The organism is Micromonospora sp. NPDC023888 (assembly GCF_040639415.1).
Taxonomy (GTDB): Bacteria; Actinomycetota; Actinomycetes; order Mycobacteriales; family Micromonosporaceae; genus Micromonospora.
This window is the reverse complement of record NZ_JBEZZW010000008.1, coordinates 1-17,410: the sequence shown is the minus strand read 5'-3', so window position 1 is coordinate 17,410 and position 17,410 is coordinate 1. Positions and strand designations below refer to the sequence as shown.

General features: G+C 71.7%; 18 protein-coding genes. 8 read left to right on the top strand and 10 right to left on the bottom strand.

Going from position 1 to position 17,410, the window contains the following annotated elements:
• Positions 1-184: 184 nt before the first annotated feature.
• From AB0F61_RS09295 to AB0F61_RS09285, 3 genes are all read right to left on the bottom strand, one after another.
• Entirely contained in the window at positions 185-550 is a 366-nt protein-coding gene (locus tag AB0F61_RS09295) for a WhiB family transcriptional regulator (protein WP_328420094.1), read from the bottom strand.
• A gap of 130 nt (positions 551-680) precedes the next feature.
• On the bottom strand, positions 681-932 hold the full coding sequence (locus AB0F61_RS09290) for a hypothetical protein (protein WP_357806066.1): 252 nt from the start codon (positions 930-932) through the stop codon (positions 681-683).
• 122 nt (positions 933-1,054) lie between these two features.
• Positions 1,055-3,220, bottom strand: a complete 2,166-nt coding sequence (locus AB0F61_RS09285) for an ATP-dependent DNA helicase UvrD2 (protein ID WP_357806063.1) — start codon at positions 3,218-3,220, stop codon at positions 1,055-1,057.
• A gap of 92 nt (positions 3,221-3,312) precedes the next feature.
• Between AB0F61_RS09285 and AB0F61_RS09280 the strand changes: the two genes are divergently transcribed.
• Positions 3,313-3,555, top strand: a complete 243-nt coding sequence (locus AB0F61_RS09280) for a mycoredoxin (protein WP_357806060.1) — start codon at positions 3,313-3,315, stop codon at positions 3,553-3,555.
• A gap of 66 nt (positions 3,556-3,621) precedes the next feature.
• Here the strand turns inward: AB0F61_RS09280 and AB0F61_RS09275 are convergent, their stop codons facing one another.
• Positions 3,622-4,926, bottom strand: coding sequence for an MFS transporter (locus tag AB0F61_RS09275; RefSeq protein ID WP_357806057.1), 1,305 nt, complete (start codon positions 4,924-4,926; stop codon positions 3,622-3,624).
• A gap of 215 nt (positions 4,927-5,141) precedes the next feature.
• Here AB0F61_RS09275 and AB0F61_RS09270 point away from each other — a divergent pair, with 215 nt between their 5' ends.
• The 3 genes from AB0F61_RS09270 (at position 5,142) to AB0F61_RS09260 (ending at position 6,922) form a co-directional block, all read left to right on the top strand.
• Positions 5,142-6,122 carry a helix-turn-helix transcriptional regulator gene (locus AB0F61_RS09270; RefSeq protein ID WP_357806054.1) on the top strand — a complete coding sequence of 327 codons (981 nt, stop codon included), beginning with the start codon at positions 5,142-5,144 and terminating at the stop codon, positions 6,120-6,122.
• A 74-nt stretch (positions 6,123-6,196) separates the two neighbouring features.
• The gene (locus tag AB0F61_RS09265; RefSeq protein WP_357806051.1) at positions 6,197-6,436 is read left to right on the top strand and encodes a DUF397 domain-containing protein; all 240 of its coding nucleotides are present in this window, start codon (positions 6,197-6,199) and stop codon (positions 6,434-6,436) included.
• Positions 6,437-6,646: 210 nt separating this feature from the next.
• Positions 6,647-6,922, top strand: a complete 276-nt coding sequence (locus AB0F61_RS09260; protein WP_357806048.1) for a hypothetical protein — start codon at positions 6,647-6,649, stop codon at positions 6,920-6,922.
• A 126-nt stretch (positions 6,923-7,048) separates the two neighbouring features.
• On the opposite strand, the gene nudC is transcribed toward AB0F61_RS09260, so the two are convergent.
• The 4 genes from nudC to AB0F61_RS09240 form a co-directional block, all read right to left on the bottom strand.
• A complete protein-coding gene (gene nudC, locus AB0F61_RS09255; RefSeq protein ID WP_357806046.1) occupies positions 7,049-8,011 on the bottom strand; it encodes an NAD(+) diphosphatase in 963 nt (320 codons plus the stop codon).
• A gap of 72 nt (positions 8,012-8,083) precedes the next feature.
• A complete protein-coding gene (locus AB0F61_RS09250; RefSeq protein ID WP_357806043.1) occupies positions 8,084-9,427 on the bottom strand; it encodes a pitrilysin family protein in 1,344 nt (447 codons plus the stop codon).
• Positions 9,424-10,734 (bottom strand): pitrilysin family protein, encoded by a 1,311-nt coding sequence (locus tag AB0F61_RS09245; RefSeq protein WP_357806040.1) that lies wholly within the window; start codon positions 10,732-10,734, stop codon positions 9,424-9,426. The genes AB0F61_RS09250 and AB0F61_RS09245 overlap by 4 nt, the downstream gene beginning before the upstream one ends.
• Before the next feature lie 10 nt (positions 10,735-10,744).
• Positions 10,745-11,860 (bottom strand): LLM class flavin-dependent oxidoreductase, encoded by a 1,116-nt coding sequence (locus tag AB0F61_RS09240; RefSeq protein ID WP_357806037.1) that lies wholly within the window; start codon positions 11,858-11,860, stop codon positions 10,745-10,747.
• Between the two features lie 173 nt (positions 11,861-12,033).
• Here AB0F61_RS09240 and AB0F61_RS09235 point away from each other — a divergent pair, with 173 nt between their 5' ends.
• The 4 genes from AB0F61_RS09235 to AB0F61_RS09220 are packed head-to-tail and all read left to right on the top strand — an operon-like array spanning position 12,034 to position 15,186.
• Positions 12,034-13,101 (top strand): ABC transporter substrate-binding protein, encoded by a 1,068-nt coding sequence (locus tag AB0F61_RS09235; protein WP_357806034.1) that lies wholly within the window; start codon positions 12,034-12,036, stop codon positions 13,099-13,101.
• On the top strand, positions 13,098-13,877 hold the full coding sequence (locus AB0F61_RS09230; protein WP_357806031.1) for an ABC transporter ATP-binding protein: 780 nt from the start codon (positions 13,098-13,100) through the stop codon (positions 13,875-13,877). The genes AB0F61_RS09235 and AB0F61_RS09230 overlap by 4 nt, the downstream gene beginning before the upstream one ends.
• Positions 13,867-14,751 carry an ABC transporter permease gene (locus AB0F61_RS09225; RefSeq protein WP_357806028.1) on the top strand — a complete coding sequence of 295 codons (885 nt, stop codon included), beginning with the start codon at positions 13,867-13,869 and terminating at the stop codon, positions 14,749-14,751. Before AB0F61_RS09230 ends, AB0F61_RS09225 begins: the two co-directional genes overlap by 11 nt.
• A 3-nt stretch (positions 14,752-14,754) precedes the next feature.
• A complete protein-coding gene (locus AB0F61_RS09220) occupies positions 14,755-15,186 on the top strand; it encodes an Rrf2 family transcriptional regulator (protein WP_357806025.1) in 432 nt (143 codons plus the stop codon).
• 107 nt (positions 15,187-15,293) lie between these two features.
• Here AB0F61_RS09220 and AB0F61_RS09215 read toward each other — a convergent pair whose 3' ends face one another.
• Together AB0F61_RS09215 and AB0F61_RS09210 are read right to left on the bottom strand one after the other, a co-directional pair.
• The gene (locus AB0F61_RS09215) at positions 15,294-15,494 is read right to left on the bottom strand and encodes a hypothetical protein (RefSeq protein WP_357806022.1); all 201 of its coding nucleotides are present in this window, start codon (positions 15,492-15,494) and stop codon (positions 15,294-15,296) included.
• A gap of 403 nt (positions 15,495-15,897) precedes the next feature.
• A complete protein-coding gene (locus AB0F61_RS09210; RefSeq protein WP_357806532.1) occupies positions 15,898-17,211 on the bottom strand; it encodes a DEAD/DEAH box helicase in 1,314 nt (437 codons plus the stop codon).
• Positions 17,212-17,410 lie beyond the last annotated feature (199 nt).

The following is a 17,410-nucleotide window of genomic DNA, read 5'->3' as shown; positions in this document are numbered from 1 at the left end:
ACGGGCGGATCGGGTTGCCTCAGTGCTCGTGGTGGTACGACCGGCCTGAGGCCGACGCATTCGAGCCCGGGACAACGCTTCGTGGAGTAGTTGCATCTCGAAGGCTCCAGTCGGAAGGTTGAACATCGTCTTCTCGCTCACTGCCGGTGTGCCACCGGCGTAGTCGGTACGGGTCGGGAACATGTCAGGCTGCCAGCCGGACCGCGCCACGCACCTCGGACAGCCCACTGGCCGCCAGGCGCGCCTCGGCCTCGACCCGAAGCTCGGCGTCACGGGCGACGTCCTCCTTGCGTGGACGGCCACGGGGCCGCTTACGCGGAACCACCGCGCCACGCTCGAAGATCTCGCCGCCCCAGACGCCCCACGGCTCCGCTCGCTCCACCGCCCCGGCCAGGCACTCGACGCGCAGCGGGCAGTCCCCGCAGAGCGACTTGGCCAGCTCGAGCTCGGCAGGCGAGTCGGAGAACCACAGGTCGGGGTCGAACTTCCGGCAGGGCAGGTTCGCCTCCATCTCGACGCTCACGTCGAGGGGGGCCAACGCCAGACTCATCTCCCGGTCACCTCTCTCTCACTTCGATCTCGTGGATCGCATTCCGACGTACTGACGACGGGCAAAAAACTGAGGCCGCGGATCCCGGTAAGCGGGTTCCGCGGCCTCGAGGTGAGCCGGTGTCTGATGGTCAGACCGGTTTACCTCGAGGTGGAACGCCGCGGACATCCATGCGCTTCTTCGTGACCTGGATGCCATTGCCCGTGGTGGAGCCACTGGTCCCCTCGACTCCGACTGGTGCGACGGTCAGGGTCAGCTCGGCCTGAACCTGGTGCACCTGCGGAACCGACGGTCGTGCGGCCGCAAGGGCCACCCGGACAGCCGACAGCGGAGCGTGGACAGACGGCATCGCCGCCAGACGCTCATAGGTGAAGATCTTCACGGGAACCACCTCCCTCACGTGCCTCGAATCGACTGAACCAACCCCCGTGAGCAGCCGGAATGGCGCCGCTCGCGTGGTGTGTTCTGAGGCTATTCCTCGCGCCGGGGCGAGGGCAAACGAATTTACGACTCGATTTCGAAAGTTTTCTCCGGGCAGACGTCGTCCACCCCCGCGCCATCCACCAGGGCCAGCACCGACTCCCCATAGAGGCCCAGCTTGCGGGGGCCGATACCGGCGATGGCGATCAACTCCTCGGGCCGGCCGGGCCGCCGCTCGGCCAACGCGACGAGCGTCGCGTCGGTGAAGACCACGTACGCCGGGACCTTCTGCGCCCCGGCCACCCGCTGCCGCCACTCGCGCAGCCGTTCGTGCAGCTCATCGTCGATGTCGGACGGGCAGGTGGGGCACCTACCCAGTTTGCGGTCGGGGCCGGCGAGCAGGGTGGCGCCACAGATCCGACAGGACACGATCTGCGTCCGGCGTCGCTCGGGGCGACGCGCGGGACCGGTGGAGGCGCCGGCCCGTTCGGTGCCGCCGGAGCGGTCGAGCTGGGGCAGGAACCGCGACGGCCGCCGGGCTCGTCCGCCCGGCGAGCGCGCGGCGGCGTACGACAGCCAGAGCCACTGCCGCGCGCGGGTGATGCCGACGTAGAGCAGCCGGCGTTCCTCCTCGACCTGCTCGACGGTCTTGGCGTAGGTGGTCGGCAGGGTGCCCTCGGCGAGACCGACCAGGAAGACCGCGTCCCACTCCAACCCCTTGGCCGAGTGCAGTGAGGCGAGGGTCACCCCGTCCACAGTCGGTACGTGCTGCTGGGCGGCCCGACGGGCCAACTCTTCGGTGAAGTCGGTGAGGGTGACGGGGCGTTCCACCGACGCGGCCTCGCCGATCGGCACCACCTCGGGGGTGGCCGCGTACTCCTCGGCGAGCTGGACCAGCGCGGACAGCGCCTCCCACCGCTCGCGGGCGGCGCCGCCGGCCGGAGGCGCGTCCGGGGCCCAGCCGACCGCGGTGAGCGCCTCGACGACGGCGGCCGGCAGCGGCGTCTCCCCGGGGATCGACCGGGTGGCGGCGCGCAGCGCGACCATCGCCTGGCGCACCTCGGTCCGCTCGAAGAACCGCTCCGCGCCCTGCACGACGTACGGCACGCCGGCCTCGGTGAGCGCCTTCTCGTACGCCTCGGACTGCGCGTTGACCCGGAACAGCACGGCGATCTCCTTCGCCGGCGTACCCGAGTCGATGAGTGACCGGCAGCGCGCGGCCACCGCGTTCGCCTCGGCTGGCTCGTCGGTGAAGATCCGCAGGTCCGGTTCGGGGCCGGGTGGGCGCTGCCCACTCAACTCCAGCCGCAGCCGCGCCTCGGTGCCCCGGGCCTGGGCGATCACCGCGTTCGCCAGCCCGACCACCTGTGGGGTGGAGCGGTAGTCGCGGACCAGCCGGACCACCGTGGCGCCCCGGTGCCGGCGGGGAAAGTCGACCAGGTACGCCGAGGTCGCCCCGGTGAACGAGTAGATCGTCTGGCTGGCGTCGCCGACCACTGTGAGGTCGTTGCGGCCGGCCAACCAGGCCTCCAGCAACCGCTGCTGGAGGGGGTTGACGTCCTGGTACTCGTCGACCACGAAGTGCCGGTACTGGGTGCGGATCTGCTCGCCGACGTCCGGGTGCTCCTCGATGCCCCACACCGCGGCCCGCAGCATGTCCTCGAAGTCGATCACCCCGTTGGAGCGCTTGAGCTGCTCGTACGCGGTGAACACGTCGGCCACCTTCGCCGGCTCGTGCGGTGTGTCGCGCAGGGCGCGGGCGGCGGCCACCACGTAGTCCGACGGCTCGACGAGCGACGACTTGGCCCACTCGATCTCACCGGCCAGGTCCCGGGCGGCGGCCCGGTCGGTGCGCAGGCCGACCCGGGCGGCGGCGAGAGTGACCAGCCGTACCTTGCTGTCCAGCAGTTCGGGCATGGCGCGGCCGGCCAGCAGCCGGGGCGCGAAGTACCGCACCTGGCGCAGCGCCGCCGCGTGGAACGTGCGTGCCTGCACGCCGCCCACCCCGAGCACGGTGAGCCGGCTCCGCATCTCGGCGGCGGCGCGGGCCGTGAAGGTGACCGCGAGCACGTGCCGGGAGGAGATCTCGCCGGAAAGCGCCCGGTGGGCGATCCGGGAGGTGATCGCCCGGGTCTTGCCGGTGCCGGCGCCGGCCAGGATGCAGACCGGGCCGGCGGGAGCGGTCACCGCGGAGCGTTGCTCCGGGTCCAGCCCGGCGAGCACCTGTTCCGACGCTGAGTGAACCACCACAACCAGGAATCATCTCAGCTCCTCCGAGCGTTGCAGCGAACAGCCTCGGCTTGATCCGCAAGCCGCGGCCGGAGGAGTTGGAGGATCCGAGGATGCTGACGATGTATTCCACCCCCTGGTGCGGCTACTGCCACCGGCTGAAGTCGCAGCTCGACCGGGAGGGCATCGGGTACGAGGTGGTCGACATCGAGCAGGACCCGAAGGCCGCGGACTTCGTGATGAGCGTCAACGGCGGCAACCAGACGGTGCCGACGCTGCGCTTCGCCGACGGCAGCGCCCTGACGAACCCCTCGATCACCCAGGTCAAGCAACACCTGGAGACCCTCGACGCCTGACCGGCCCTGTCACTCTCGACGAGCGGTCGCCCCTGCGGGGCGGCCGCTCGTCGTGTCAGGTATCCGTCACGCTGGCGGTCGCCGGTGGGTGCCGGTCGACACCGGCCCCTCGGCGTCCTCGACCGGTCGCCGGGGTGCGGGGACCCTCGGGCCGGTCGGACGGGTCGGCGGCGTGAGCGGGTTGGCGCCGGGCGGGGCGCTCAGGTGCCGGCCGCGCCAGAGGTAGCTGCCGGCCGCCAGGGTGGCCATCCCGACCAGCGCGAACAGCATCCGGTAGTCCAGGAAACCGACGAGCAAGGCGCCCGCCCCGATGGACAGCGCCTGCGGCCCGCTGACCACCGCCTGGGTGGCCGCGGCGACCCGGCCGACGAGCGTCGGCGGGGTCCGGCGCTGGATGAGCGTGTGCAGCCCCACCATCGTCAGGGGGAGGGAGACGCCGGCCAGCAGCACGGCCGCGAAGGCGAGCCGCAGATCGGGGTACGAGAGCACGAGCGCGGCTGGGGAGAAGAAGGCGACCCCGGCGGCAAGTGTGCCGACCTCTCCGAGCCGGCGGACGAGCGCCGGTGAGCAGAGCCCGCCGAGCAGTCCGCCGACGCCCTGCACGGTGACCAGCACACCGACGAACGCGGCGTCGCGGTTCAGCCCCTGGTCGACGTAGGCGAAGATGAGCGACTCGCTGAAGCCCATCACCAGTGACCCGAGCCCGTAGCCGAGCAGGGCCCGACGCAGGGCCGGCTCGCCGACCAGGTGCCGCAGCCCGGCACCCAACTCGGCCGGCCAGCGCAGTCGCGTGGTCGAGGGCGCCTGCTGCGGGGTGGGCAACGCGCTCACCACCACCGCCGCGGTCAGAAATCCGACCATGCCGATTCCGGCGAGCGCCCACCCGCCGAGCGCCGCGTAGAGCGCCGCGCCGGCCAGCGGACCGATCAACCGCATCCCCTGACGTACGGTCTGCAGCACGCCGTTCGCCTCCGCCAGCAGCTCGACCGGCACCAGTTCCCGGATGAGCCCGCTGAGCGCCGCGCCGAGCGTGATCGACGACAGCCCGTACAGGGCTGCCACCAGGTAGACGACCCAGACATCACCCGCGTCCGCGACGGTGAACAGTGGGGTGAGCAGTGCCGCGGTGACCACGTTCGCGGCGACGAAGAACCGCCGGCGTGGGTAGCGGTCGACGAACCAGCCGATCACGGGTGCCAGCGTCATCGGCGCGACGACGGCGAAGATGGTGCCGCCGGCGAGCCCGTTGGAGCCGGTCAGATCCTTGACCCAGATGGCGAGCGCGAGCAGCAGGATCGACTCGGCGGTCATGCTGGCCAGCAGGCCGCCGAAGAGCAGGCGGAAGTCGGGTCGGCGCAAAACCGTGCGCATGGGTCCCTCCGGCGGGGATGGCGTGCCCGGGTGGGCGTGGTCGGCGGGGCTGCGACCGCAGGTCCGTCGTCATCCGGCGATCCCGTGGTCCGATTTTGTAAGACACGCCCCCGCCGGAACCTCCGACGCCGGTCGCGCCGTCCATACTGGCCGTGGGGGGCGAATTTCATACAGTTACCGTCGCGTCTGCGGCGGTCGACGGGAAAGAGGACACTGTGCCTCCTGCCGCACCCAGCCCGATCATGCGTCGCCGACGGTTGGGCCTGGAACTGCGCCGCCTGCGCGAGGCTGCGGGCCTCACCGGCGACCAGGTCATCGAGAGGATCGGTTGGGCGTCCGCGTCCAAACTGTCCCGCCTGGAGAACGGCCGCAGCCGACCGGACCCGCAGGACGTCGGCGTTCTGCTGGCCCTGTACGGGGCCGACGAGGCACTGCACACCGAGTTGCTCGGGATCGCCGGCGAGGCCGGCGACATGCGGGGCTGGTTGAAGAACTTCCCGGTGATGACGCAGCAGCAGCGTAGCTGGGCCGAGCTAGAGGCGGGCTGCGCGGAGATCTGCGAGTACAGCCCGGTGTTGGTGCCGGGCCTGTTGCAGACCCCCGGGTACGCGAAGGTCCGGATCGTCTCGGCTCGCGAGGTCGGCGCGGGCGCCGGTGAACCGGAGCCCAGCGACGAGCCCGACACCGAGGTGCAGGCCCGGATGGCCCGTCAGTTGCTGCTGACCCGGGAGCCGCACGCGCCGCGCTACACAGCGGTCCTGGAGGAGGCGGCCCTCGGCAACCGGGCCGGACCACCCGAGGTGCTGCACGAGCAACTGGTCCAGCTCTGCGAGCTGGCCCTGCTGCCCAACGTGACGCTGCACGTGCTGCTGCGGGACACCCCGGTCGGCAATTGGTACCTTCCGCCGACCGCCTTCTCCGTCTACCGGTTCGCCGATCCGCTCGATCCGGAGACATTGGCCATCGAAGGGGGGTTCACCGACGTCATGTCGACCGACGCAATCACACTAAATAGCTATAAAGTGGTGTTCGAGTGGCTATGCACGGCGGCACTAACCGCCTCGGAAACGCTCTCCTGGCTGATCGAGTCGACGGGACGGCTGACCGAGGCGGTGCCCCCATCCACAGTGGCGTTCGGGCCGGCAACGGCGCCGACCCAACGCCGTCGGGATTCGGGGCGGCTGACGGAACGGTGATCCACGGGGGCCCATCCGTCGGGACGTGCGACACCACTCGTCCCATCGGATCGGTTCACACCAGGAGCAGAACCATGAACGACATGCGCAACACTCCGTCCGCCTCCGTCCGCTCGTTGGCGGACGCCCCGTGGCGTACCAGCACACGCAGCCAGACCTCCAACTGCGTCGAGGTCGCCCCCCTGGGCACCGGCCCGTCCGCCGTCGCGCTGCGCGACAGCAAGGACCGAGGCGGCCCGGTGCTGCTGTTCAATCGGGCCGGATGGCTCGGTTTCATCGCCGGAGCGAAGGGCGGCCAGTTCGATCTGAACTGACCGGTGACCGGGACGGGGCCGTCGGCACACTGCCGGCGGCCCCGTCTCGTTGCGGGCGCAAGCCCGCTGAGCAGGTATCGGATGATCGGACGAGGCTCAGAACCGATAGGCGCGTTTGCATTGCTGGGATGTTCACGCGGCGTAACATGGCCGTCGAGAACGTGGAACTTCCACACTGGCTCATCCGTCGCGGTTCATCCGGAGACCCTCATGCGGTTCCTGATCGTTCGCACCGACATCCGCGCCGTCGCCGACGGCGACATCGCCGCCGCCTGGGCGGACGGCCACCGACTCCGCGACGAGATGACCGCGCCCGAGCCACGACGCCAGATCGTGCACGCCGAGGACCGGGACGCCGCACTGCTGCTTGCCCGGGCCCTGGCCGCGGTCGGCGCGGTCCGCGCCGGCAGGCAACGGGTCAAGGTCCTGCCGCTGAGCGAGCCCCGGCCCGCCTTCCGCAACAGACCGAGCCGCACCAGCACCTGATTCCACCGGACGTCCGTCGTGGTCGGACCGGCTCCCCCGCCGCGTTTCACGCACCGCCGACCATGACGGCCCGTGTTCCCGGCCTGTGACCGCCGCGGCAACGGCGGCCACAGGCCGGGACCGTGCTCACCGGGCCGCGTCGTCCACCCAACCGTCGAGCCAGCGGTGGATGAGGAACAACGCGATCGACGACGGTGGGGGCAGGATCAGCCGGGCCCCGTCACCCACATCGACCGTCTGCCCGGCCAGCGCCGCCCCGATCTCCCGGCGGGTGAACCACCGGGCATACGCGATCTCCGACGGATCGACCCGCACCGGATCTGTCGGATTCGCGGTGGCCAGGAAGCCCAGCATCAGCGAGCCGGGGAACGGCCAGGCCTGGCTGCCCACGTACCGGATGCGCTCGATCCCGATGCCCACCTCCTCGCGGACCTCGCGCAGCACGGCGGCCTCCGCCGACTCGCCCGGCTCGACGTAGCCGGCCAGACACGAGTAGCGCCGGCCATCCGGGGTGCCCGCCCAGCTCGCGTTGTTGCCGAGCAGGCAGCGCCCGTCCGGGCCGTCCACGCCGTCGTGCACCAGCACGATCATCGCCGGGTCGGTACGCGGCCAGATCCGCCCACCGTTGCGGTCCACCCGGGACCAACCGGCCTCGTCCATGGCGGTCGGCGCCCCGGTGCCCGACGAGTAGCCGTGTCGGGTGTGCCAGTTGACAAGCGCCAACGCGGTGGTGAAGATGCCGGCCTCCCGGTCGGCGAGCAGGTGACCCACCTCGCGCAGGTGGACCGCCCGGGTCCCCGGCAGCTCCGGCAGCGGTGCGTCGACCGCGAAGACCGGCACCCCGTCCGGCTCGACACCGAGGAACATCGCCGTCGACTCCGACCCGGCCGGCACGTCGGCCGCGGCGAACAGCACGAGCGCCGGAGGTGAGGTGTCGGCGCGGGCAAGCGTCCGACCCTCGTCGGACGAGTCGAGCACCAGCACCCGGGCACGCAGCCACGCCTCGGTCAACCACTGCGCGTCGCCCCGCCGGTGTGCCGCCCGATCCAGTGTGGACCGGGCCAACGGCGGCGCGGCCTCCCCGCTCACGCCAACGCTCCGCTGCTGAGCCTCATGGTTCGCTCACTACGCTCGCTCACGCCAGCGCTCCGCTGCGCTCGTTCACGACAGCGGCTCGGTACGGATCGTGGTGAGCGCGGCCAGCCCCGGCGTGACCCGCTCGGCGTCGCCGAGCACCACGATCGCCGCCCGAGCCGGAGCCAGGTACCGGGCCGCCGCCCGCGCGACGTCGTCGATGCTCGCCTTCGCCAACCTCGCGGCGTACTCGGCGAGGAAGTCCAGGCGCAGCCCGTTGCCCGCGTACGCGCTTGTCAACGCCGCCAACCCGGCCTGGGTGGACATGCCGAGCTGGAGCGTGCCCAGGGCGTACTGGCGAGCCTGCTCCAACTCCTCGGGCTTCGGCGGCAGCGACGCCAGCCGACCCAGCTCGTACGTCGTCTCCAGCAACGCCGGCCCGGTGACCTCGGTGGCGACCTCGGCGGACGCGACGAGCACCGACCCGGCCACGGAGTGCTCGATGCCCGAGTGCGGGCCGTACGTGTAGCCCTTGTCCTCGCGGATGTTCTCCACCCAACGGGAGGAGAAGTAACCACCGAAGATCAGGTTCGCCAGTTGCAGCGGGGCGTGGTCCGGGTCGGTGCGGGGCACCGCCGGGAGCGCGATCCGCAGCGAGGACTGCACCGAGCCTGGTCGGTCGACAAGCAGCAGCGGCCCCGGCTCCAGCGGCGGAGTCGCCGGCAGCTCGGCGACGCGCCCGGCGCCGGCCCAGCTGCCGAGCGCCCGCTCGGCCGCGTCCAGGGCCTTCTCCGGCTGTACGTCGCCGACCACCACCAACTGCGCGCCGGCCGGGTGCACCCGCTCCTGGTGCAGGGTGCGCAGCGCCGCCGGTCGGACGGCGCGGATCTGGCCGGGCTCCGGGGTCTGCGTCGCGTACGGGTGCCGGCCGTAGATCCGCTTCAGCAGCGCCTCCCGGGCCAGGTGCGCCGGCTGGCTCTGCGCCACCTGGATCCGGTCGACGAGCCGGTCCCGTTCGGTGGCGACCTCGTCGCTGGGGTAGCTGGCGCCGGTCAGCACCTCGGCCAGCAGCTCCAGCATCCGGTCCAGGCCGGTGACCAGCCCAGCCCCGGAGAGCATCAGCCGGTCCGGGTCGACGCCCGCGGAGAGCCCGCCGCCCACCTTCTGCAACTCGGCGGCGATCTGCACACTTGTCATCGACTCGGTGCCGGACAGCATGGTCTGCGAGAGCATCGCGCCGCGGGCCAGGTGGACCCGGCCGAACGGGACCCAGAGCCGCAGCTCGACGAGCGGCACGGCGGGCCGGCGTACGGCGATCACGGTGAGGCCGTTGCGCAGTGTGCGCTCGGCCTGCTTGGGCACCTTGAGCTTGCGGGTCGGGCCGAGCGGCGGCAGCGTACGCGGCCCTGCGGGAACGGTGGTCGTGCTCATCGGGCGCCTCCGGCAATGACCTCGATCGCGGCGCGGCGCTCCGGACGCAGGGTGGCCGCGGCGGCCCGGACCTGCTCCTCGGTGACCTCGCCGACCAGCCGGGGCAGCTCGTTGAGCAGGCCCGGTTCGCCGCGTTGCTGCTCCAGCACGGCCATGCGCAGTGCCCGGCCGAGCACCGCGTCGGTGTCGCGCAGCAGGTGGGTCGCCATCCGGGCCTGGGTGCGGGCCAGTTCACCGTCGGTCAGCCCGTCGGTGGCCAGCTTGTCCAGTTCCTCGTCGATGGTGCGCAGCACCTTGTCCACGTCGCCCCCGGGCGGCAGGTGCGCCTGCAACAGCAGCGCGGTGGGGTCGCGGACGTCGAAGGGGTCGCCCATGAAGCCGAGGTATCCGCCGAGGCTGGTCACCGTGCGGTCCCGTTGCACCAGGCGCTCGACGAGCCGCGACGCGTCACCGTCGGTGAGCACCTCGGCCAGCACCACGTAGGGCAGGTAGCCGGCGAAGTCGGTGATCGGGTCGGGCACCCGCCAGGCCCCGGCGACCGCCGGCAGCGGCGCCAGGGCATCGGTGTACGAGGTGCGCCGCTCGGTGGTCAGCTCAGGCTCGGTGAAGTCGGGCCGGACCGGCGCCGGTCGGGCCGGCACGTCGCCGAAGTGCCGGGTGACCAGCTCGGTCGCCTCCGCCACGTCGATGTCGCCGCTGACGGCGAGGACCGCGTTGCCGCTGGCGTAGTAGCGGCGGAAGAAGTCCGCGGCATCGGCGACGGTCGCCGACTCCAGGTCGTCGAAGGAGCCGTAGCCGTCGTGCGCGTTCGGGAAGGTGTCGAACATGACAGGTGGCAGGGTCAACCAGGGGAAACCGCCGTACGGCCGGTTGAGCACGTTGACCCGGATCTCCTCCTTGACCACGTCGACCTGGTTGCGCAGGTTCTCCTCGGTCAGTCGGGGGCCGCGCATCCGGTCCGCCTCCAGGAACAGCGCGCGTTCCAGCGCGTTGCTCGGCAGCGTCTCGAAGTAGTCGGTGTAGTCCAGGTGGGTGGAGCCGTTGAACGTCCCACCCGCCCCCTGCACGTGCCGGAAGTGGGCCAGCTTCTCCAGATTCTCCGAGCCCTGGAACATCAGGTGCTCGAAGAGGTGGGCGAAGCCGGTGCGTCCCTCCGGCTCGGAGCGGATGCCGACGTCGTAGACCACCGCCACCCCGATCACCGGGGCGCTGCGATCGGGGGTGAGCACCACCCGCAGGCCGTTGTCGAGGGTGAACCGCTCGACCGGATACTTCGTCGCTGGAATTCTGGATCTCCGCGCAGGCACGGAGTCGACCCTAGCGCGTCGGCACCCCCACCACCCGCGACCTCAGCGGAGCCGCCGAAACCGGGGCGGTGACGAGGGGCAGCACCTCGGCGCCGACCCGCTCGGCCTCCTCCCGGTGCGGCCAGCCGGAGAGGACGAACTCGTCGACGCCGAGCGCCGCGTACTCGTCGATCCGGGCCGCCACCTCGGCGTAGCTGCCGACCAGCGCGGTGCCGGCACCCTCGCGGACGAGGCCGACACCGGCCCACAGGTTCGGTGCGACGGTGAGCCCGTCGGTGCGGCCGGCGTTGAGCGCTGTCATCCGGGCCTGTCCGACGGAGTCCATCCGGCGGAATCTGGCCTGGGCGGCGACGATCCGCTGCGTGCTCATCCCGGCCAGCAGCCGGTCGGCCTCCGCCCAGGCCTCGGCGCTCGTGGGCCGGGCGATGACGTGCAGCCGCAGGCCGGTGCGCAGGGTGCGGCCGTGTTCGGCGGCGCGGCCCCGGATGCGGGTCACCCGGGCCGCTATCGACGCTTGCGGCTCACCCCACATCAGGTAGACGTCGGCCTGCCGGGCGGCCACCGTCTCGGCGGCCGGGGACGCGCCCCCGAAGTAGACAGGTGGCTGCTCGGCGAGCGGGGTGGCCAGGCCGCCGCCGTCGACCCGGTAGTGCGTACCGGTGTAGTCGAAGGGCCGTCCGGCCCAGGCGCGGCGGAGCACCTCGATGAACTCGGCGGTGCGCGCGTAGCGGTCGTCGTGCCCGAGGAAGTCGCCGTACGCCCGCTGTTCGGCGGGATCGCCGCCGGTCACGATGTTTAGCGACAGCCGGCCACCGGAGACGGCCTGGAACGCCTCGGCCTGCTGGGCGATCAGGGTGGGCAGCGCGAAGCCGGCCCGGACGGCGACAAGCATGCCGAGCCGCTCGGTGTGCTGGGCGATCGCCGCGCAGACGATCCACGGGTCGGGGCAGCCGGCGCCCACGGGTGTGAGGACGGCGGTGAAGCCGTGCGTCTCGGCGGCCCGGCCGACCTCGGCCAGGTACGCCACTGTGGCGGCGCGGTCGTGCCGGGCGGCACCCGCCGTGACGGTGGCGGCGCCGACCTGGTCGCCGTCGCCGGAGGTGGGCAGGAACCAGTGGAAGGTCATCGCGTCGTCGCCTCTCTGCCGATCACCGAGTGCCGATTACCCTAGCAAGCTGGTAGGAAATACCGACATAACTGAGACACCGCATCCCGGCATGTGGATGGCCCTTGACGCTGACCACGGCCTGGCCCACTCTTCCTACCAACTAAGTAGGAATACTGCGGATTGGATGGACGATGAGACGGCTCCCCTTGCGCCGGTTGGTCACCCTGGCCACTCTTGCCGCCCTCGGGGCGGCGACTGTGGGCAGCACCGCCGCGTGCGGCGACGACAGCGATGGCTCGGGTGGCGGCTCCGGCGGCCCGGTGACGCTGCGTCTCGGCTACTTCCCCAACATCACCCACGCGCCGGCGGTCGTCGGCGTGGAGAAGGGCATCTTCGCCGAAAAGCTCGGCGCGGACGTCAAGCTGGACCCGAAGACCTTCAACGCCGGCCCGGCCGCCATCGAGGCCATCTTCTCCGGCGCGCTGGACGCCACCTACATCGGTCCGAACCCGACGGTCAACGCCTTCTCCAAGTCCAAGGGCGAAGCCGTCCGGGTCATCTCCGGCGCGGCCTCCGGCGGCGTGGCGCTCGTGGTCAAGCCCGGCATCACCGGCGCCCAGGACCTGAAGGGCAAGAAGATCGCCACCCCGCAACTGGGCAACACCCAGGACGTGGCGATCCGTTACTGGCTCAAGCAGCAGGGTCTGACCACCACCAAGGAGGGTGGCGGCGACGTCAAGATCGTGCCGCAGGAGAACGCCCAGACGGTCGAGACGTTCAACAGTGGCGCGATCGACGGCGCCTGGGTGCCCGAGCCGTTCGTCTCCCGGTTGCTCAACGCCGGCGGCAAGGTGCTTGTCGACGAGCGCGACCTGTGGCCGGACAAGAAGTTCGTCATCACCAACCTGCTGGTCAGCACGAAGTTCCTCAAGGCGCACCCGGACGTGGTGCAGAAGCTCGTCGACGGCCAGGTGGCCGCCAACGAGTTCGTCAACAGCAAGCCCGAGGAGGCCCAACAGGCCATCTCCGACGCGATCGGCAAGATCACCGGAAAGCCGCTGGACCTGAAGCTGATCAAGCAGGCGTGGCCGACGCTTGAATTCACGAACGACCCCATCCCCTCCTCGCTGAAGGCGGGCCTCGACCACGCCGTCGAGGTCAAGTTGACCGAACCGGTCGACCTCAAGGGCCTTTACGATCTGACGTACCTCAACAAGGCCCTCAAGGCGCAGGGCAAGCCCGAGGTCGTCCAGCCATGACGTCGACCACGACGACGCCGCAGGGCGCGACCACCGCGGTCGCGCTCTCCGGCGTGACCAAGGTGTACGGACGGGGAACGAGCGCCGTCCTGGCTCTCGACGGTGTGTCGCTGGACGTCGCGCCCGGCGAGTTCGTCTGCCTGGTCGGCGCGTCCGGCTGCGGCAAGAGCACCCTGCTCAACCTGGTCGCCGGGCTGGACCGGCCCAGCGGCGGGCAGATCGGGCTGGCCGGCGACGCCAACCCGGGGCTGATGTTCCAGGAACCGGCGCTGTTTCCCTGGCTGACCGTCGAGGGCAACGTGGAGGTGCCGCTGAAGCTACGCCGACTCCCCCGGGCCGAGCGCCGCGAGCGGGTGGCCGAGCTGCTGCGCACGGTGCACCTGGCCGACTTCGGCCGCAAGCGCCCCCACGAGCTCTCCGGTGGCATGCGGCAGCGGGTCGCGCTGGCCCGCACGCTGGCCCTGGACACCCCGGTGCTGCTGATGGACGAACCGTTCGGCGCACTCGACGCGATGACCCGGGACATCCTGCACGACGAGCTGGAACGGATCTGGTCCGAACGCAGGCTCTCGGTGCTCTTCGTGACGCACAACGTCCGCGAGGCCGCTCGACTGGCCGACCGGATCATCCTGCTCTCCAGCCGCCCCGGTCGGATCATCTACTCCGCCGAGGTGGACATCCCGCGCCCACGACGGATCGACTCTCCCGAGGTCGCCGCCATCGCCGCCGAGGTCACCGAGCGGCTCCGTACGGAGGTGGGCCGCCATGGCCAGTGACATCCTCACCGGCTCGGCGCGTACCGACGCGCAGATCTCCGGCCTGGACGCGTTGGACATCGCCGGCCGGGACAAGGAGGTCTCCCGGGGCGCCCGGTTCTGGGCGGCCACCTGGCCCAAGCTGGCGGCGCTCGCCATCGCCATCGCGGCCTGGCAGCTCGTGGTCTGGTCCGGGTGGAAGCCGCCGTACTCGCTGCCGGGGCCGCTGGCAGTCGGCCGTGAGCTGATCGCCCAGGCCCAGGGCCCACAGCTCTGGGAGGGCCTGGTCACCACGTTGCGCCGGGCCGCCGTCGGGTACGTCTTCTCGGTCGCCGTCGGCCTGCTGCTGGGCCTGGCGGTGGCCCGCTCCAAGGTGCTCCGGGCCGCCATCGGCTCGATGATCACAGCGTTGCAGACCATGCCGTCGATCGCCTGGTTCCCGCTTGCCATCCTGCTGTTCGAGCTGAGCGAGAAGGCGATCTTCTTCGTGGTGGTCCTCGGTGCCGCGCCGTCCATCGCCAACGGGGTGATCTCCGGTGTGGACTATGTGCCACCGCTGCTGCTGCGCGCGGGTCGCAACCTGGGTGCCCGCGGGCTCAACCTCTACCGGTACGTCATCGCACCGGCCGCCCTGCCAGCGATCGTCGCCGGCCTCAAGCAGGGGTGGGCGTTCTCCTGGCGCAGCCTGATGGCCGGTGAGCTGATCGTGGTCGGCATCTCGCAGACCTCACTCGGCGCCCAACTGACCTACTCCCGCGAACTGTCCGACGCACCCTGGCTGCTCTCCACGATGATCGTCATCCTGGTGCTCGGTCTCGGCGTGGACGCCGCGTTCGGCGCGGCGGACAAGGCGATCCGGCGCCGCTGGGGCGTGCTCGACCAGGCGGGCAACTGAGCGGTGTACGTCTCCGCGCGCAGCGACTACGCGCTCCGGGCGATGCTCGCCGTCGCCGCCGGTGGTGGTGGCGGCGAGTTGGTCAAGGCGGCCAGCCTGGCCGAGGTGCAGGACATCCCGCTCAGCTTCCTCCAGGGCATCCTGCTCGACCTGCGCCGGGCTGGTCTGCTGCACAGTCATCGCGGCGCCGACGGCGGGTACGCCCTGACCCGCCCAGCCGACGAGATCACCGTCGGGGACGTGTTGCGCGCGGTCGGCGGTTCGCTCACCACGGTGCGCGGTCTGCCGGCCGAGCGCGCCGGCTACCACGGAGTGGCCGCGGGCCTGACCGACGTCTGGCTGGCGGTGCACGGGGCGATCGCCACGGTGGTCGACAGCACCACCCTTGCCAACCTGCTCACCCACCACTCGACCGACCACGCCCCCACCACCTGAACCGGCGGAGGCGATGTGGTCGGGTCGGTGCCCCGCCGACCCGACCACACCTCGTACGGATCCTGACCGGGCCTGCCGCTGGCCTGCACCAGTCGACCGGCCACCGCTCAGCCCACGTGTACGACCACCGGGCCGAGACCCGGGTCCTCGGGGCCGCGCAGCTCCACCAGGCTGGCGGGAGCGTTACCCGCCGGGGTGGCGTGCCAGGGTACGAAGGCCGCGACCATGGCGAGCACCAGGCCGGCGAGCGCGACCGCGACCACCAGGATCAGTTCGCGCAGTGCGCCCGAGCCGGCTTCGCCCGCCATGGTCACCCCTCCCGAGCCGAGCCCCCCGCCCGACTCTCCCCCGCTGGACAGCTTCGGGCACGGACAGCCGGGGCACAATCGGCCAGCCGACCCAGCCGAGGCTGATAACCGACTGAGCGGTTTGTTTGGTCGGCCTACCGATTGAGCGGTGTGGTCGCCGTATCGAATGAGCGGCGTGGCCGGCCAGGAGGAGCGGACACCGTGCTCGCCGCCTTTGCTCTGCACCCGCGGACGCGACGGCTACGGTCTGCGACCGGTGCCTATCGGGGTGCAGAGCAAAGGCGCGGTCAGGAGGTGTCGGTCGCTCGCGCCCGGCCGGCCGGGCGCCTGCCACCGCGCCACCCACCGCAGACAGACCGACCCGCCACGCCGAAGCGGGGCGGGTCGGTCGACGCGCAGAAGATCAGACGGTACGCGGGCGACGCGGGCGACGCGACCGACCCGACGCGCGGTGGGCCGGACGCCCGGCGCCGTCGGCGACCGTTGCGCCACCGGTGCGGACCCGACCAGCCGGCGCCGGCGGGGCGACGATGGTCACCGGCACACCGGACGGCTCGCGGGCACCGGTCACCCGGGCCAGCGCCCCGTCACCCGGACGCACCTGGACCGACTCGGGTCGGATGCCGGCAACCGCCATCAGCCGCGACACGTCCCGGCGCTGCTCGGGCAGGACCAGGGTGACCACGGAACCGGACTCGCCGGCCCGCGCGGTCCGGCCGCCGCGGTGCAGGTAGTCCTTCGCCTCGGCCGGCGGGTCCACGTTGACCACCATGTCCAGGCCGTCCACGTGGATGCCCCGGGCCGCCACGTCGGTGGCCACCAGAGCGGTCACCTGGCCGTTGCGGAACTGCTCCAGGATGCGGGTGCGCTGCGGCTGGGACTTGCCGCCGTGCAGTGCGGCCGCGCGGACGCCCTTGGAGAGCAACTGGCGGGCGAGCCGGTCGGCGCGGTGCTTGGTGCCCATGAACAGGATGGTGCGGCCCTCACGGGCGGCGATCCGGGTCAGCGCGTCGGGCTTGTCCGCGGCGTCGACGTGCAGCACGTGGTGGGTCATGGCGGTGACCGTGGCGGTGCCCGGGTCGACCGAGTGGGTGACCGGGTTGCTCAGGAAGCGGCGGACCAGCCGGTCCACGCCGCCGTCCAGGGTGGCGGAGAAGAGCATCCGCTGCCCCTGCGGCGCGACCTGCTCCAGCAGCTTGGTGACCTGCGGCAGGAAGCCCATGTCGGCCATCTGGTCGGCCTCGTCCAGCACGGTGATCTCGACCTGGTCCAGCCGGGCGTCGCCGCGGTTGATCAGATCGTGCAGCCGCCCGGGGGTGGCCACGACCACCTCGGCGCCGGCGCGCAGGGCGTCCGCCTGCCGCTGCAACGACAGCCCGCCGACGACGGTGGCGCAGCGCAACCCGACGGCGCGGGCGTACGGGGCCAACGCGGTGGTGACCTGCTGGGCCAGCTCACGGGTCGGCACCAGCACCAGGGCCAGCGGGCGGCCCGGCCGGGCCTTACGGCCGGCGGTGCGGGACAGCAGCGGGAGCCCGAAGGCGAGGGTCTTGCCGGAGCCGGTACGACCCCGGCCCAACACGTCCCGGCCGGCGAGCGAGTCGGGCAGCGTCGCCGTCTGGATCGGGAACGGCTCGGTGATGCCCTGCGCGGTCAGCGCGGTGAGCAGCGCCGGCGCCAGACCGGTATGAGCGAAAGAAGGAATAACTGTGGTCATGCGGAAGCCTTCCTCGACGCGGCACGTGTCGAGGGAGGGCGCCGAAGTCGGCGCTGTCACCGGCCGCGCAGGGCAGCCAGGACTCACAAGCACGAACCGATTGGCGACGATGTCCGGGGTGTCGTCGGCGGGCACCGCGCGTACGTAGCCAGCCTGTTCGAGCAGGCCGGAGATGCGCTCGGAATCGTGGACGTTCATC

Coding starts and splice junctions, on each gene's coding strand:
- AB0F61_RS09295 (WP_328420094.1), bottom strand. CDS start 550: ATGAGTCTGGCGTTGGCCCCCCTCGACGTGAGCGTCGAGATGGAGGCG.
- AB0F61_RS09280 (WP_357806060.1), top strand. CDS start 3,313: ATGCTGACGATGTATTCCACCCCCTGGTGCGGCTACTGCCACCGGCTG.
- AB0F61_RS09275 (WP_357806057.1), bottom strand. CDS start 4,926: ATGCGCACGGTTTTGCGCCGACCCGACTTCCGCCTGCTCTTCGGCGGC.
- AB0F61_RS09265 (WP_357806051.1), top strand. CDS start 6,197: ATGAACGACATGCGCAACACTCCGTCCGCCTCCGTCCGCTCGTTGGCG.
- AB0F61_RS09260 (WP_357806048.1), top strand. CDS start 6,647: ATGCGGTTCCTGATCGTTCGCACCGACATCCGCGCCGTCGCCGACGGC.
- AB0F61_RS09250 (WP_357806043.1), bottom strand. CDS start 9,427: ATGAGCACGACCACCGTTCCCGCAGGGCCGCGTACGCTGCCGCCGCTC.
- AB0F61_RS09240 (WP_357806037.1), bottom strand. CDS start 11,860: ATGACCTTCCACTGGTTCCTGCCCACCTCCGGCGACGGCGACCAGGTC.
- AB0F61_RS09235 (WP_357806034.1), top strand. CDS start 12,034: ATGAGACGGCTCCCCTTGCGCCGGTTGGTCACCCTGGCCACTCTTGCC.
- AB0F61_RS09230 (WP_357806031.1), top strand. CDS start 13,098: ATGACGTCGACCACGACGACGCCGCAGGGCGCGACCACCGCGGTCGCG.
- AB0F61_RS09225 (WP_357806028.1), top strand. CDS start 13,867: ATGGCCAGTGACATCCTCACCGGCTCGGCGCGTACCGACGCGCAGATC.
- AB0F61_RS09215 (WP_357806022.1), bottom strand. CDS start 15,494: ATGGCGGGCGAAGCCGGCTCGGGCGCACTGCGCGAACTGATCCTGGTG.
- AB0F61_RS09210 (WP_357806532.1), bottom strand. CDS start 17,211: ATGACCACAGTTATTCCTTCTTTCGCTCATACCGGTCTGGCGCCGGCG.